General features: G+C 67.6%; 8 protein-coding genes. All 8 read left to right on the forward strand.

The window, feature by feature from the left end; translation table 11 throughout:
- Nucleotides 1-51: 51 nt before the first annotated feature.
- Nucleotides 52-1,461, forward strand: coding sequence for an NYN domain-containing protein (locus NX773_RS04775; protein WP_258855200.1), 1,410 nt, complete (start codon nucleotides 52-54; stop codon nucleotides 1,459-1,461).
- A 108-nt stretch (nucleotides 1,462-1,569) separates the two neighbouring features.
- The gene (locus NX773_RS04780) at nucleotides 1,570-2,001 is read left to right on the forward strand and encodes a hypothetical protein (protein WP_258855201.1); all 432 of its coding nucleotides are present in this window, start codon (nucleotides 1,570-1,572) and stop codon (nucleotides 1,999-2,001) included.
- Between the two features lie 251 nt (nucleotides 2,002-2,252).
- Nucleotides 2,253-3,722, forward strand: a complete 1,470-nt coding sequence (locus tag NX773_RS04785) for a sodium:solute symporter (RefSeq protein ID WP_258855202.1) — start codon at nucleotides 2,253-2,255, stop codon at nucleotides 3,720-3,722.
- Between the two features lie 31 nt (nucleotides 3,723-3,753).
- Nucleotides 3,754-5,622, forward strand: a complete 1,869-nt coding sequence (gene sppA, locus NX773_RS04790) for a signal peptide peptidase SppA (RefSeq protein WP_258855203.1) — start codon at nucleotides 3,754-3,756, stop codon at nucleotides 5,620-5,622.
- A 208-nt stretch (nucleotides 5,623-5,830) separates the two neighbouring features.
- Nucleotides 5,831-7,219: an efflux RND transporter periplasmic adaptor subunit gene (locus NX773_RS04795; RefSeq protein ID WP_258855844.1), complete on the forward strand. Its 1,389-nt coding sequence runs from the start codon at nucleotides 5,831-5,833 to the stop codon at nucleotides 7,217-7,219.
- Nucleotides 7,220-7,231: 12 nt separating this feature from the next.
- On the forward strand, nucleotides 7,232-10,327 hold the full coding sequence (locus tag NX773_RS04800; protein WP_258855204.1) for an efflux RND transporter permease subunit: 3,096 nt from the start codon (nucleotides 7,232-7,234) through the stop codon (nucleotides 10,325-10,327).
- Nucleotides 10,324-13,647, forward strand: a complete 3,324-nt coding sequence (locus NX773_RS04805; protein ID WP_258855205.1) for an efflux RND transporter permease subunit — start codon at nucleotides 10,324-10,326, stop codon at nucleotides 13,645-13,647. The genes NX773_RS04800 and NX773_RS04805 overlap by 4 nt, the downstream gene beginning before the upstream one ends.
- A gap of 8 nt (nucleotides 13,648-13,655) precedes the next feature.
- Nucleotides 13,656-15,056: an efflux transporter outer membrane subunit gene (locus NX773_RS04810; protein ID WP_258855206.1), complete on the forward strand. Its 1,401-nt coding sequence runs from the start codon at nucleotides 13,656-13,658 to the stop codon at nucleotides 15,054-15,056.
- Nucleotides 15,057-15,133: the final 77 nt, after the last annotated feature.

A 15,133-nucleotide genomic window follows, 5' to 3' on the forward strand; every position in this document is an offset into this window, starting at 1 on the left:
TGCGTATAATCGTCGGGTGGCATTTCGCCCAATATTAGAAAACAACAATTTATGGCTTCATCCTCAGACAACATCAGCATGGCGGTGTTCTGCGACTTCGAGAACGTCGCGCTCGGCGTTCGCGACGCCAACTACGAGAAATTCGACATCAAGCCCGTGCTGGAACGGCTGCTGCTCAAGGGCAGCATCGTCGTCAAGAAGTCGTACTGCGACTGGGAGCGCTACAAGGGCTTCAAGGCCGGCATGCACGAGGCGAACTTCGAGCTGATCGAGATCCCGCACGTGCGCCAGAGCGGCAAGAACTCGGCCGACATCCGCCTGGTGGTCGATGCGCTCGACCTGTGCTACACCAAGTCGCACGTGAATACCTTCGTCATCATCAGCGGCGACTCGGATTTTTCGCCGCTGGTGTCCAAGCTGCGCGAGAACGCCAAGCAGGTGATCGGCGTGGGCGTCAAGCAATCCACCTCGGACCTGCTGGTGGCCAACTGCGACGAATTCATTTTCTACGACGACCTGGTGCGCGAAAAGCAGCGCGCCGCCGCCAAGCGCGACGAGCGCAAGTCGCAGCCGCAGGCCAAGCGCCCGAGCGACGACCGCCGCAAGGAAGAACTGGATGCGCGCCGCACCCAGGCGCTGGAAATGGTCGTCGAGACCTTCGACGCGCTGGTTTCCGAGCGCGGCGACAGCGGCAAGATCTGGGCCTCGCTGCTCAAGGACACGCTCAAGCGCCGCCGTCCGGATTTTTCCGAGACCTACTATGGTTTCCGTACCTTCGGCAACCTGCTCGAAGAAGCGCAGACGCGCGGGCTGTTCGAATTCGGGCGCGATGAAAAATCCGGCACCTATGTGTACCGCAGCAGCGCCGCGCCCGCCGCACCGGCCGTCGAGCCGGTCCAGCCGGCGCCGGAACTGGCGGTGGCCGAGAATCCCGACACCAGCGCGTTGCCGGAATCGCAGCCGGAACCCAAGCCCGAATCGCGCCGCCGCGGCCGTGGCGCTCGCAAGCAGGCCGGGCGCGAAGAGCAGGAAATGATCGCGCGCGCCGACGAAGCGGTGCAGCACCAGGTGGCGCTGGCCCAACCGGTCGCAGCACCGGCGCAGGAGCAGGCCCCGTCGGACGCGGCCGAGGCGCTGGGCGAAGCGGAAGGGCTGTCCGAACGGATCGAGGCGCCGGTCGAGGAAGCCACGCCGGCCCCGGCCAAGGAGCGCCGCCGCGCGACCCGCAAGCCGAAGGCCGCCCCTGCGGCGCAAGCGGAGCCGGCACCGATCGTGGAGAGCGCGCCTGCAGCGGAGGTCACGGCCGAAGCTGCCGGCCAGGACGAGACGGCGGGCGAGAGCGCCGAGGCAAAGGCCGCGCGCAAGAAGACTGCGCGCCCGGCCCACAAGGCCCCGGCACGCAAGAGCGCCCCGCGCAGCCGTCGTCCGGCCAAGCCGAAGACGCCGCCGGAAAGCGCGTAAGCCGAACGGCGCGACGCGAGGGCGTCGCTCTGCTATATTGGCCAAACCGCGCGTTTGCGCGCGGTTCCTGGTCGTTGCCGCAGAACCGTTAGTGCCGAGGAAGCCGCCATGCGCAAGCTCATCGTTTCGCTGATCCTGCTCGCCGCCGCCATCCACGGCGCCCGCGCCGCGCCGCCCGCGCCGGCGCGCAACCACCCGCTGCTGGGCATCTGGAAGCTCGACCTGCCGGATGTAGGCTGCTCCGAAACCTATCACTTCCGCAGCGACGGCACCTCGCTCGTGACCAGCGCGGAAGAAGTGTCCGAGAGCGAGTTCAAGGTGCCGGACAAGCCCAGCGCGAAAGGCTTCTACCGGCTGGAAGACCGGATCGTGAAGGACAACGGCAAGAAAGACTGCGCCGGGCAAATCACCAAGGTTGGCACGCACGCCACCAACTTCATCATCTTCCACCCGTCCGGGGTGCTGTTCCTGATGTGCGCGGACGAGTCGATGCGGGCGTGCATCGGGCCGTTCGAGCGGGTGATGGGGCAGGAGACCTGAGCCAACCGTTACCCTCAACCCGTCGTCGCGGCGAAAGCCGGGACCCATGCTGAGTGTCCGGACCGGCGGCCATGGGAAACGCCGCGCAGTTGCAAGCGGGTTATGGGTTCCGGCTTTCGCCGGAACGACGGGTTCAGGCTAACAATGGCGCATGCGCCGCTGCCGCATACATACACCCGCTTCCTCTTCGATTGGCCGCAACCATTGCTTCCGTGTATATTGCTGGGCGATCAACCTAGCAACGGAAACTTATGTCCCCGGCACTCCTTTTCTGCATCCTGATCGGCTATTTCGGGCTCCTGATGGCGGTCGCATGGGCCACCGGCCGCAACGCCAACAACGACAGCTTCTTCATCGGTAACAAGAGCAGCAACTGGATGCTGGTCGCGTTCGGCATGGTCGGCACCACGCTGTCCGGCGCCACCTTCATCAGCGTGCCGGGCGCGGTGGGCAGCGACGGCTTCGGCTACGGCCAGATCCTGATCGGCTACGTGATCGGCTACATTGCGGTCGCCTACATCCTGCTGCCGCTGTACTACCGCCTCAAGCTCACTTCGATCTACCACTACCTCGACGTGCGCCTGGGCCGCCGCGCCTACCAGAGCGGCGCCGGCTTCTTCATCCTGTCGCGCCTGCTGGGCGCCACGGCCCGGCTCTACCTGGTGGTCAATATTCTGCAGGCGATTATTCTCGACAGCCTGGGCGTGCCGTTCTGGCTGACGACCTTTGTGGTGCTGGGCATGATCCTGATGTACACCTACCAGGGCGGCGTGAAGACCATCGTGTGGACCGACACCCTGCAGACCACCTGCATGCTGGCCGGCCTGTTCTTCTGCGTTGGCTTCATGCTGAGCGAACTCGACCTTTCGATTCCCGAGAGCCTGGCGCGCATGCACGAACAGGGCCTGTCGCGCGTGTTCACTTTCGATGCCGACAGCCCCAACTTCTGGCTCAAGCAGATCGTGGCCGGCGCCTTCATCGTGGTCACGATGACCGGCATGGATCAGGAAATGATGCAAAAGACGATCTCGGTGAAGACCGTCGGCGACTCGCAGAAGAACCTGCTGAGCCTGACCGCCGTGCTGGTGGTCGTGCTGTCGGCCTTCCTGTTCCTGGGCGGGCTGTTGTACCTGTACGCCCCGATCGTCGGCGTCACCGCCACCGGCGACAAGATCTTCCCGGCCGTGGTGATGGGCCATTTGCCGGCCACGGTCCAGATCATCTTTCTGGTGGCGCTGATCTCGGCGCTGTTCCCGAGCGCCGACGGCGCGATCACCGCGCTCACCTCCACCTTCTGCATCGACATCCTGGGCATCCAGCGTCGCAACGACCTGTCGGAAGCGGCCAAGGTGCGCCTGCGCCGCCACGTGCACCTGGGCTTTGCGTTCCTGTTCCTGGCGCTGGTGCTGGTGTTCAAGTGGGCGGACAATCCGAGCATGATCGGCGTGATCCTGAAACTGGCCAGCTACACCTACGGCCCGCTGCTGGGCCTGTTTGCGTTCGGCATGCTGACCCGCCGCACCCTGAACGATCGGCTGGTGCCGTTTGTCACGATCGGCGCACCGATTCTTTGCGGGCTTCTTGAGGCGAATCAGAAGTATCTGCTTGGAAACTACCGTCTCGGGCTTGAACTGCTCATCGTAAATGGCATATTGGTGTTTGCTGGTCTGTTTGCCATTTCCCAGCGTGAAAAAGCCGGACCCGCAGCCGTCACCGCTTAACTTCCCGCCAACTTTTTTTGCCGGAGTTCCGATGTCCTTCAAGCCTTTTTCGATGTTGCGCCGGGGTGTAGGCGCGCTGTGGCGCGGCATTGACGCCACCCGCCGCGTGCTGCTCAACCTGTTTTTCCTGATCGTGCTGATCGCCTTCCTGTGGGCCTTGTTCGGCGGCGGCGCGCGGCCGCTGGCGCCGAAGACCGCGCTGGTGCTCGAGCTCAAGGGCCAGCTGGTGGAAGAGCACAGCGGCAGCGTGGCCCAGAGCCTGGCCGAGGGCCTGGGCGGCGAGGTGCGCAAGACGGTGCAGCTGCGCGACCTGCTGACCGTGCTCGATGCCGCCGCCAAGGACCCGAACATCAGCAGCGTGCTGGTGTCGCTGGACCAGCTGGACATCAGCGGCATGGCCTCGATGCACGAGTTCGGCGCCGCGCTGGACCGCGTGAAGGCGGCCGGCAAGCCGGTGGTGGCGTGGGGCGGCAGCTACGACCAGAAGCGCTACCTGGTCGCATCGCACGCCAACGAGGTGTATGTGCACCCGATGGGCATGGTGCTGATCCAGGGCTTCGGCCACTACCGCAACTACTACCGCGACGCGCTCGACAAGCTGGGCGTGACGGTCAACCTGATGAAGGTGGGCACCTACAAGAGTTTTGCCGAGCCGTTCATCGGCAACGGCCCGTCGCAGGCGGCGGTGGAGGCGGACACCTACCTGTACAACGGCCTGTGGGGCAGCTACACGGCCGAGGTGGAGAAGAACCGCAAGCTCGCCGCCGGCACGCTCAACGCCGACATCGAGCAGCTGCCACAGAAGATGGCGGCGGCCGGCGGGGACGCGGCCAAGGTGGCGCTGGCCGCCGGGCTGGTGGACGGCATCAAGAACAAGGACGAGGTGCGCGCGCTGCTGGTCAAGCGTGGCGCCTACGACGAGCGCATCAAGAGCTTCCGCCAGGTGTCGTTCGACGACTATCTGGCGCGCCATCCGCAAAAGCTGCTGGGCGACGCGGTCGGCGTGGTGGTGGCCGAGGGCGATATCACCGAAGGCACCAGCGCGCCGGGCACGGTGGGCGGCATCTCCACCGCCAACCTGATCCGCAAGGCGCGCGAGGACGACCAGGTCAAGGCGGTGGTGCTGCGCGTGAATTCGCCGGGCGGCAGCGCCTACGGCTCCGAGCTGATCCGGCGCGAGCTGGAGCTCACGCGCGCCGCCGGCAAGCCGGTGGTGGTGTCGATGGGCGACGTGGCGGCCTCGGGCGGCTACTGGGTGTCGATGGCGTCGGACGAGGTGATTGCCGACCCCGGCACGATCACCGGCTCGATCGGCGTGTTTGCGATCATCCCGACCGCCGACAAGGTGGGCGACAAGCTCGGCATCCATACGGCCGGCGTGACCACCACCTGGCTGGCCGACCCCTACAACCCGCTGCGCCCGCTCGATCCGCGCTTTGGCCAGCTGGTGCAGTCGAGCATCAACCACATCTACAGCGAGTTCACCGGCAAGGCCGCGCTGGCGCGCAAGACCACCGCCGCCAAGATCGACGAGGTCGGCCAGGGCCGCGTGTGGACCGGCGTGCAGGCCAAAGAGCGCGGGCTGGTCGATACCCTGGGCAGCTACCAGGATGCGCTCAAGTCGGCCGCGCGCCGCGCCAAGCTGGGCGAGGATTTCCGCGTGGCGTATGTCGAGCGGCCGGTGTCGCCGTTCGAACGCTTCCTGCAGAAGGTGGGCGTATCGTCGGACCAATTTATCAAGGTGCAGGTGAAGCTTGGCCTGCTGCCGGAAGGGCTGGAATCGGCGCTGCCGGCGGCCGCGTCCAGCGGCGTGATGAAGGACCTGGGCTGGCTGGCCGGCGTGGCCGATGGCAGGAAGCCGTTCTCGGCGGTAACGCACTGCCTGTGCCAGGTGCCGTGAATGTAGCGAGTTTGTAACGGCAAGTAGCGCTGATACATTCAGCAGGGCCCCAAGGGCGCGGCACCCAGCCGCGCCTTTTTTCTTTTCTGAACAGGAAACGGAAGGGCTCGCGCTATGTACGATGCGAAACATATCGTCGTGGGTCTCCGTGCTAAAGTCAGTCGGTCAACAGCTTCGCGCTCCCGCCCGGGAGCAGAACAGGATGAGCATGGATTCGACCGTCACCCCCGACAAACCCGCCACCACCACGCCCCGCACCCGCCGCTCGCGCGTGATCGGCGCCATCATCGCCGTGCTGGCCATGATCGGCCTGGCGGCGCTGGCCTGGCACCTGACGCACCAGGCGCCGGCGGCCGGGGCGGGGCCGGGCACGGGCGGCGGCCGGGCGGCCGGAGGCGCCCCGGGCGCACGCGCTGGCGGCGGGCCGGGAGGGCGCGGCATGCCGGCGACCACCGTGGGGTTGGCCACGGCCGAACGCACGGACATTCCGGTGTACCTCGACGCTTTGGGCACGGTGACGGCCACCGCCACAGCCACCGTGCGCGCGCAGGTGGCGGGCGTGCTCCAGAAGATCAACTTCACCGAGGGCCAGCTGGTGCGGCAGGGACAGGTGCTGGCCACCATCGACCCGCGCTCGTTCCAGATCTCGCTGCAGCAGGCCACCGGCCAGCGCATGCGCGACGAGGCCCAGCTCGAGAGCGCGCGCGTGACGCTGTCGCGCTACCGCACGCTGCTGGAACAGGATTCGATCGCGCGCCAGGACGTGGACACGCAGGCGGCGCTGGTCAAGCAGCTGGAGGGCACGGTCACGGCCGACCGCGCGGCCGAGAACATGGCCAAGCTCAATCTCGGCTACACCGAGGTGAAGGCGCCGATCGCCGGGCGCGTGGGCCTGCGCACCGTGGACGTGGGCAACCTGGTAAGCACGGGCGACGCCAACGGCGTGGCCGTCATCACCCAGCTCACGCCGATCGACGTGCAGTTTTCGGTGCCGCAGGACCAGCTGCAGGAGCTGCAGGCGCGCATGCGCGAAGGCGCGCGCCTGCCCGCCACGGCGCTGGACCGTACCCGTACCCAGACGCTGGCGCAGGGGCGCTTCATGGCGCTGGACAACCAGGTCGACGTGCAGACCGGCACCGTGCGCGCCAAGGCGCGCTTCGAGAACGCGGACAGCAAGCTGTTCCCCAGCCAGTTCGTCAACCTGCGGCTGCAGGTGCGCACCATCGGCAACGCGGTGGTGGTGCCGGTGACGGCGCTGCGCCACGGGGCGGACGGCGATTTCGTGTATGTACTCAATGCGGCCGAACGCACCGTCGCGCTGCGTCCGGTCACGCGTGGCGAATCGACCGTGGACAAGGTGGAGATCCGTAGCGGGCTGCAGGCCGGCGAGCAGGTGATCACCGAGGGCGCGGACCGCCTCAAGGACGGCGCCAGGGTGGTGCTGCCGGGCGACCGGCCGGCCATGGGCGGCGCCGGCGGCGGGCGCGGCGGGCGGCGTGGCCAGGCAGGACAGGGCGCCGATTCGCAGGCGCCTGGCGCCGGTGGACCTGGCGCCGCCAATCCGGGCCGGCAGCGCCGCGACAGTGCGCAGCAGTGAGCGGGCCGTAGCATGAGTCCATCCGGTCCGTTCATTCGCCGCCCGGTCGCCACGGCGCTGCTGATGGTGGCGATCGTGCTTGCAGGCCTGGTCGGCTACAAGTTCCTGCCGCTGTCGGCGCTGCCGCAGGTCGACTTCCCGACCATCCAGGTGCAAACGCTATACCCCGGCGGCAGCCCCGAGGTGATGGCGCGCACCGTCACCGCGCCCCTGGAGCGCAACTTCGGCCAGATGACGGGCCTGTCGCGCATGAGTTCCACCAGCGCCGCCGGCGTCTCGGTGATCACGCTGCAGTTCGGCCTGGGCCAGACGCTGGACGTGGCCGAGCAGGAGGTGCAGGCCGCGATCAACGCCAGCAGCACGCTGCTGCCGACCGACCTGCCGGCGCCGCCCGTGTACGCCAAGGTCAACCCGGCGGACGCGCCGGTGCTCACGCTCGCGATCACGTCCGACACCATGCCGCTGACCGAGGTGCAGAACCTGGTCAACACCCGGCTGGCGCTCAAGATCAGCCAGGTCTCGGGCGTGGGCCTGGTCACGCTGCAGGGCGGGCAAAAGCCGGCGTTGCGCATCCAGGCCAACACCGAGCAGCTGGCGTCCTACGGCCTGGGGCTGGACACGCTGCGCAGCGCCATCACCGCGGCCAATGCCAACAGCGCCAAGGGCAGCTTCGACGGCCCGTCGCGCGCCTACACCATCAATGCCAACGACCAGCTGGTGGCGGTGCCGGACTACCAGAACCTGATCATCGCGTATCGCAACGGTGCCCCGGTGCGCCTGTCCGCGGTGGCGCGCGTGGTCAACAGCGCAGAAAACGTCAAGCTCGGCGCCTGGGCCAACATGAAGCCGGCGATCATCCTGAACGTGCAACGCCAGCCGGGCGCCAACGTGATTGCGACCGTGGACGCGATCAAGCAGCGCCTGCCCGAGCTGCAGGCCAGCCTGCCGCAGGCGGTGCAGCTGACCGTGCTGTCGGACCGCACCGCCGGCATCCGCGCCTCGGTCGAGCACGTGCAGTTCGAGCTGGTGCTGGCCGTGCTGCTGGTGGTGCTGGTGATCTTCGCCTTTTTGCACAGCGTGCGCGCCACCGTCATCGCCAGCCTGGCGGTGCCGATCTCGCTCATCGGCACCTTTGGCGCGATGTACCTGCTCGGCTACAGCCTGAACAACCTGTCGCTGATGGCGCTGACCATCGCCACCGGCTTCGTGGTGGACGACGCGATCGTCATGATCGAGAACATCGCGCGCTACATCGAGGAGGGCGACAAGCCGATGGCCGCGGCGATCAAGGGCGCCACGCAGATCGGTTTCACCATCATTTCGCTGACCGTGTCGCTGATCGCGGTCTTGATCCCGCTGCTGTTCATGGGTGACGTGGTCGGCCGCCTGTTCCGCGAATTCGCCGTGACGCTGGCCATCACCATCCTGATCTCGGCGGTGGTATCGCTCACGCTGGTGCCGATGATGTCCGCGCGCTGGCTGCGCAGCACGGCCGAGGAAAAGCCGAACCGCGTGGCGCAGCGCTTCCACGCCTTCTTCGACCGCGTGATCCACCGCTACGACCATGCGCTGGCCTGGGTGCTCGACCGCCAGCCAATGACGCTGCTGGTGGCGCTGGGCACGCTGCTGCTGACCGTGCTGCTGTACGTGTTCATTCCCAAGGGCCTGTTCCCGACGCAGGACACCGGCCAGCTGCAGGCCAGGGTCGAGGCGCGCGAAGGCATTTCGTACGAGCGCATGGCCGAGCTGCAGCAAGCCGCCGCGCGCGAAATACTGGCCGACCCGGACGTGCAGTCGCTCAGCTCGACGGTTGGCGTGGACGCGGCCAACAACACGATGCTCAACGCCGGCAGCATGCTGATCAACCTGAAGGATGGCCACCGCAACCAGGGCGACATCATGGAGCGCCTGCGCCGCCGCGTGGGGCACGTGGCGGGCCTGGCCCTGTATGTGCAGCCGGTGCAGGACCTGACCATCGACGCCGAGACCGGCCCGACACAGTACCGCCTGTCGATCGAGGGTGCCGACAACGCCACCGTGACGCAATGGGCGAACCGCCTTGCGCAGCGCATGCGCCAGCAGAGCCAGCTGCGCAACGTGACCACCGACGCCGGAGCCACTGGCGCGGCGGCGTTCGTCAATATCGACCGCGACAGCGCATCGCGGCTGTCGATCACCGCGTCCAACGTCGACGATGCGCTCTACAGCGCCTTTGGCCAGCGCATCGTGTCCACCATCTTCACCGAGACCAACCAATACCGCGTGATTTTGGAAGCGCAGCAAGGCGAACAGATGTCGCTCGATGCCTTGAACCGGCTGCAGCTGCGCACCGGCTCCGGCCAGCCGACGCCGCTGTCCGCGATCGCGACCGTCAACGAACAACCGGCGCCGCTGCAGATTACGCACGTGGCGCAGTACCCGGCCACCACGGTCGGCTTCGATACGGCGCCCGGGGTCAAGCTCGGCCAGGCCGTGGACGCGGTGCGCGCGGCTGCGCTCGATGTCAAGCTGCCGCCGTCGGTCACGCTGACCTTCCTGGGCGCGTCCGGCGCCTACCAGGCCTCGCTCACCAACCAGCTGTGGCTGATTTTGGCCGCCGTGGTCTGCGTGTACATCGTGCTGGGCGTGCTGTACGAGAGTTACATCCACCCGCTCACGATCCTGTCCACGCTGCCCTCGGCCGGCGTCGGCGCTCTGCTGGCGCTGATGGTCACCGGGCAGGGACTGGGCGTGATCGGCATCATCGGCATCATCCTCCTGATCGGCATCGTCAAAAAGAACGCGATCATGATGATCGACTTCGCCATCGAGGCCGAGCGTGACGAGGGCAAGGCTCCGCGCGAGGCGATCCACCAGGCCGCAATGCTGCGCTTCCGCCCGATCCTGATGACCACGCTGGCCGCGCTGTTTGCCGCCATTCCGCTGATGCTGGGCTGGGGGCAGGGCGCCGAACTGCGCCGCCCCCTGGGCCTGGCGATCTTCGGTGGCCTGATCGTGAGCCAGCTGCTCACCTTGTTCACCACGCCGGTGATCTACCTGGCGTTCGACCGGCTGGCGCGCCGCTGGAGCGGCCGCGCGCCGGCCAAGCCGCGCGAGGTTGACGCATGAACCTGTCGCACTGGTTCGTCCGGCGCCCGATCGGCACCGCGCTGCTCACGCTCGGGCTGGCGCTGGCCGGCATTGCGGCGTTCTTCGTGCTGCCGGTGGCGCCGCTGCCGCAGGTGGACTTCCCGGTGATCTCGGTGAGCGCCAGCCTGCCCGGTGCCAGTCCCGATACCATGGCCACCAGCGTGGCCACGCCGCTGGAACGGCGGCTGGGCGTGATCGCGGGCGTGAACGAGATGACCTCGAACAGCGGCAACGGCTCCACGCGCATCAGCCTGCAGTTCGACCTGAACCGCAAGATCGACTCTGCCGCGCGCGAGGTGCAGGCTGCCATCAACGCCTCGCGCGCCGACCTGCCGGCCACGCTGCGCAGCAACCCCACCTACCGCAAGGCCAACCCGTCCGATGCGCCGGTGCTGATCCTGGCGCTCACCTCGCGCACGCGCACCCCGGGCCAGATCTACGATGAAGTGTCCAACCTGGTGCAGCAGCAGATCGCGCAGGTGCAGGGTGTGGGCGACGTGGAGATCGGCGGTGGTTCGCTGCCGGCGGTGCGGGTGGACCTGAACCCCTACCAGCTCAACCACTACGGCGTGGCAGCCGAAGACGTGCGCGCCGCGCTCCAGGCCAGCAACCCGAACCGGCCCAAGGGCGCGGTGGAGGCCAACGGTACCCGGCTGCAGATCTACTCGCAGGCCAACACCATCAGCGGCGGGCGCTTTGCCGCCGACTACCGCGGCATGATCGTCGCGTGGCGCAACGGGGCGCCGATCCGGCTGCAGGACGTGGCCAACGTGTACGACGGCGTCGAGAACGTCAATACCCTGGGTCTCTTCAACGGCAAGCCGGCCGTGATCGTGCTGGTGACGCTGCAGCCGGGCGCGAACGTGATCCAGACGGTGGATGGCGTACGCGCGCTGCTGCCCACGCTGCAGGCCCAGTTGCCGGGCGACGTGACGCTGCAGGTGGCATCGGACCGCACCAACTCGATCCGCGCCTCGCTGCACGAAATCGAGATGACTCTGATGATCTCGGTGCTGCTGGTCGTGGTGGTGGTCAGCGTTTTCCTGCGCAGCGTACGGGCGACGGTGGTGCCGGCGGTGGCGACGGTGGTGTCCTTGCTGGGCACCTTCGGCGTGATGTACGCGCTGGGCTTTTCGCTGAACAACCTGTCGCTGATGGCGCTCACCGTGGCCACCGGCTTCGTGGTCGATGACGCCATCGTGGTGCTGGAAAACACCAGCCGCCACATCGAGCGCGGCATGGATCGCATGAAGGCGGCCTTGCTGGGCGCGCGCGAGGTGGGCTTTACCGTGCTGTCGATCAGCCTGTCGCTGGTGGCGGTGTTCATTCCGCTGCTGTTCATGGGCGGGCAGGTGGGGCGCCTGTTCCGCGAGTTTGCGGTGACGCTGTCGGCCGCGGTGCTGATCTCGCTCGTCATTTCGCTGACGACCACGCCGATGATGTGCGCATGGCTGCTCAAGAAGAGCATCATCGAACGCAAGCCCAACCGCCTTGCGCGCGCCGCCGAGCGCGGCTTTGCGCGGGTGCTGCGCGTGTACGAGCACGCGCTCGACTGGGCGCTGGACAGCAAGCTCTTGGTGATGGCGATCCTGCTGTTCGTCGTTGGCCTGAACGTGTACCTGTACGCGGCGGCCCCCAAGGGCTTTTTCCCGACCCAGGACACCGGCCAGATCAACGGCGGCCTGCGCGCCGACCAGAGCATCTCGTTCCAGGCCATGCAGGGCAAGCTGCGCCAGCTCGTGGGCATCATCAAGAGCGACCCGGCGGTGGACACCGTGGTCGGCTTCACCGGCGGCTCGCGCGCCGGCGGCGGCTTCATGTTCGTGAACCTCAAGCCGGCCTCGCAGCGCAAGGAAGGCGGGCAGGAAGTGATCGCCCGACTGCGCCCCAAGCTGGCGCGCGTGACCGGCGTGACGCTGTTCCTGAACCCGGTGCAGGACCTGCGCATGGGTGGACGGCAGAGCAATTCGGCCTACCAGTACACGCTCAAGAGCGACAACCGTGCCGACCTTCGGCTGTGGGCCACGCGCCTGGCCGACGCGATGAAGCGGCAGCCGGCGCTGGTGGACGTGGACACCGACCAGGCAGAGAACGGCGTGGAGAGCTACCTGAACATCGACAAGGAGAGTGCGTCGCGGCTTGGCATCAGCACGCGCGACATCGACAACGCGCTCTACGACGCCTTCGGCCAGCGGCAGGTGGCCAACATCTACTCCGAGCTGAACCAGTACCACGTGATCATGGGCGTGGCACAGCAGTACGCACAGTCGCCGCTGTCGCTGGAGGATATCTACGTCCCGGCAAAGAATACGGCAGCCGCAAGCGCGCTGCGCACCAGCACCAGCCCGTCCAGCGCTGCTTCCGGCACCGCCACGTCCGCCGGCGGCGCGGCCCTGAATCTCGTGAGCGGCATCGCGTCCTCGGCGGCCAGCGGCACCCCTTCGGCGCCAGCCAACCTGACGGCGGCGCGTGATCCGGCCAGCGGCCAGGCCATCTCGGGCTCGATGTCCACCATGGTGCCGCTGTCGGCGATCGCCCGATTCAGTGAGCGCTCCACGCCCAGCTCCGTCAATCACCAGGATGGCGAGCTGGCAACCACCGTGTCGTTCAACCTGGCGCAAGGCTACAACCTGTCCGATGGCCAGGCCGCGGTGCGCCAGGCCGAGGCGGACATCGGCATGCCCAACAACGTGCGCGGCAGCTTCCAGGGCACGGCGCGGGCGGCGCAGGAATCGAACCAGCAGCAGCCGCTCCTGATCGCGGCAGCGCTGGTGGTGATCTACATCGTGCTGGGCATTCTGTACGAAAGCCTGGTGCACCCGGTGACGGTGCTGACCACGCTGCCATCGGCCGGCGTGGGCGCCGTGCTGGCCCTGCTGCTGTTCAAGATGGAGTTCTCGATCATCGCGCTGATCGGCATTTTCCTGTTGATCGGCATCGTGAAGAAGAACGCGATCCTCATCATCGACTTTGCGCTCGAGTCTGAACGGGCGCGCGGATTGACCGCCGCCGAGGCGGTGCGCGAAGCCTGCCTGCTGCGCTTTCGCCCGATCCTGATGACGACCCTCGCCGCCGCGCTTGGCGCCTTGCCGCTGGCGATCGGCTTTGGCGAGGGCTCGGAGCTGCGCCGCCCGCTTGGCATTGCCATCATCGGGGGCCTGATCGCCAGCCAGCTGCTCACGCTCCTGACCACGCCGGTGGTGTACGTCCTGCTCGACAAGCTGCGCCGCAGGAACGAATCCGAACGCGAGCTGGTGCGCCACCCGCTCGACGACGAAGTCCAGTCCACCCCACCATGAGTGACCGTATGCGAAACATGAAGCCGCTCCGCCCGCACCTGCTTGCGCTTGCTGCCTGCCTTGTGGCCGGCTGCTCCGTCGCGCCCACGTACCACGTTCCCACAAGCCCCGCGCCGGCCCAGTTCAAGGAGGCCCAGGGCTGGGTCCCTGCGGCCCCTGGCGATGCTCTCGAGCGCGGCGCGTGGTGGCAACTGTTCAGCGATCCGGTGCTGGACCAGCTGGCGGCGAGCGTGGAGGTCTCGAACCAGAACGTGGCGGCGGCGATCGCGGCCTTCGACCAGGCGCGGGCGGCAGTGCAGGTGCAGCGTTCTTCGCTGTTCCCTTCGGTGGACCTGACCAGCAGTGCCGACCGCGGCGGCGGCGCAAACGTGAGCCCATCCAACCGCTACCGCCTGGATCTCGGCGCAAGCTGGGAACTCGATGTGTGGGGACGGCTGCGTGCCAACGTATCGGCTGCCACCGCCAACGCACAGGCATCCGCGGCCGATCTGGCCTCCGCGCGCCTGTCCGCGCAAGGGTTGCTGGCGACCGACTACTTTGCGCTGCGCGCCACGGACGCGGCGCTGGACATCATCGCCACCACCATCGACGCCTATCAGCGCGTGCTGCAGATCACGCAGAACCGCTTCAAGGCCGGCATCGCCGCGCATTCGGACGTGCTGCAGGCGCAAACGCAACTGGCCAATGCGCAGGCCGACCAGCAAGGCCTGCTGCGCCAGCGCGCGCAGCTCGAGCATGCGATCGCGATCCTGGTCGGCAAGGCGCCTGCCGAGTTCTCGCTGGCGGCCACGCCTTCGTGGCAAGTGGTGGTGCCCGAGGTACCGGTGGGCGTGCCGTCGACGCTGCTGCAGCGCCGGCCCGACATCGCGGCGGCCGAGCGGCGGGTGGCAGCGGCTAACGCGCAAATCGGGGTGGCACGCTCGGCCTATTTCCCCAGCCTTGGCCTGTCGGCCAACTACGGCACGGCGTCCACGACGCGCTTTGCGGACCTGTTCTCGGCGTCGAACGCGGCGTGGTCGTTCGGGCTGTCGGCGGCGCAGAGCATCTTCAACGCCGGGGCGACCAGCGCCAACGTCGCCGGGGCCGAGGCGGCGCATCGCGAGGCCGTTGCGCGCTACCGCCAGACCGTGCTGACCGCATTTGGCAACGTGGAGGACCAGCTGGCGGCGTCGCGCGTGCTGGCGAACCAGCAGGACCGGCGGCGCGAGGCGTCGCAAGCGGCGGACCTGGTCGAGCAGCAGATGCTCAACCGGTACAAGGCGGGGCAGGTGAGTTATACCGAGGTGGTGACCGCGCAGGTGACGGCGCTGAACGCGCGCAGGAACCTGGTGCAGGTGCAGGCGGACCGGCAGAACGCGGCGGTGGCGCTGATCCAGGCGCTCGGCGGCGGCTGGCACGTGCCGCAGTAGCCAATTTTCCGGCCACTACTTCAAGCACGTCGTCCCCGCGGAGGCGGGGACCCATGCTGAGCTTAACGAAGTCGCAG

The sequence above is a fragment of the Massilia solisilvae genome, from assembly GCF_024753215.1.
GTDB lineage: Bacteria > Pseudomonadota > Gammaproteobacteria > Burkholderiales > Burkholderiaceae_D > Telluria > Telluria solisilvae.

What these genes read in the sequence shown, in the direction of transcription:
- NX773_RS04805 (WP_258855205.1), top strand. Translation starts at nt 10,324, where the DNA reads ATGAACCTGTCGCACTGGTTCGTCCGGCGCCCGATCGGCACCGCGCTG.
- NX773_RS04785 (WP_258855202.1), top strand. Translation starts at nt 2,253, where the DNA reads ATGTCCCCGGCACTCCTTTTCTGCATCCTGATCGGCTATTTCGGGCTC.
- NX773_RS04780 (WP_258855201.1), top strand. Translation starts at nt 1,570, where the DNA reads ATGCGCAAGCTCATCGTTTCGCTGATCCTGCTCGCCGCCGCCATCCAC.
- sppA (WP_258855203.1), top strand. Translation starts at nt 3,754, where the DNA reads ATGTCCTTCAAGCCTTTTTCGATGTTGCGCCGGGGTGTAGGCGCGCTG.
- NX773_RS04810 (WP_258855206.1), top strand. Translation starts at nt 13,656, where the DNA reads ATGCGAAACATGAAGCCGCTCCGCCCGCACCTGCTTGCGCTTGCTGCC.
- NX773_RS04800 (WP_258855204.1), top strand. Translation starts at nt 7,232, where the DNA reads ATGAGTCCATCCGGTCCGTTCATTCGCCGCCCGGTCGCCACGGCGCTG.
- NX773_RS04775 (WP_258855200.1), top strand. Translation starts at nt 52, where the DNA reads ATGGCTTCATCCTCAGACAACATCAGCATGGCGGTGTTCTGCGACTTC.
- NX773_RS04795 (WP_258855844.1), top strand. Translation starts at nt 5,831, where the DNA reads ATGGATTCGACCGTCACCCCCGACAAACCCGCCACCACCACGCCCCGC.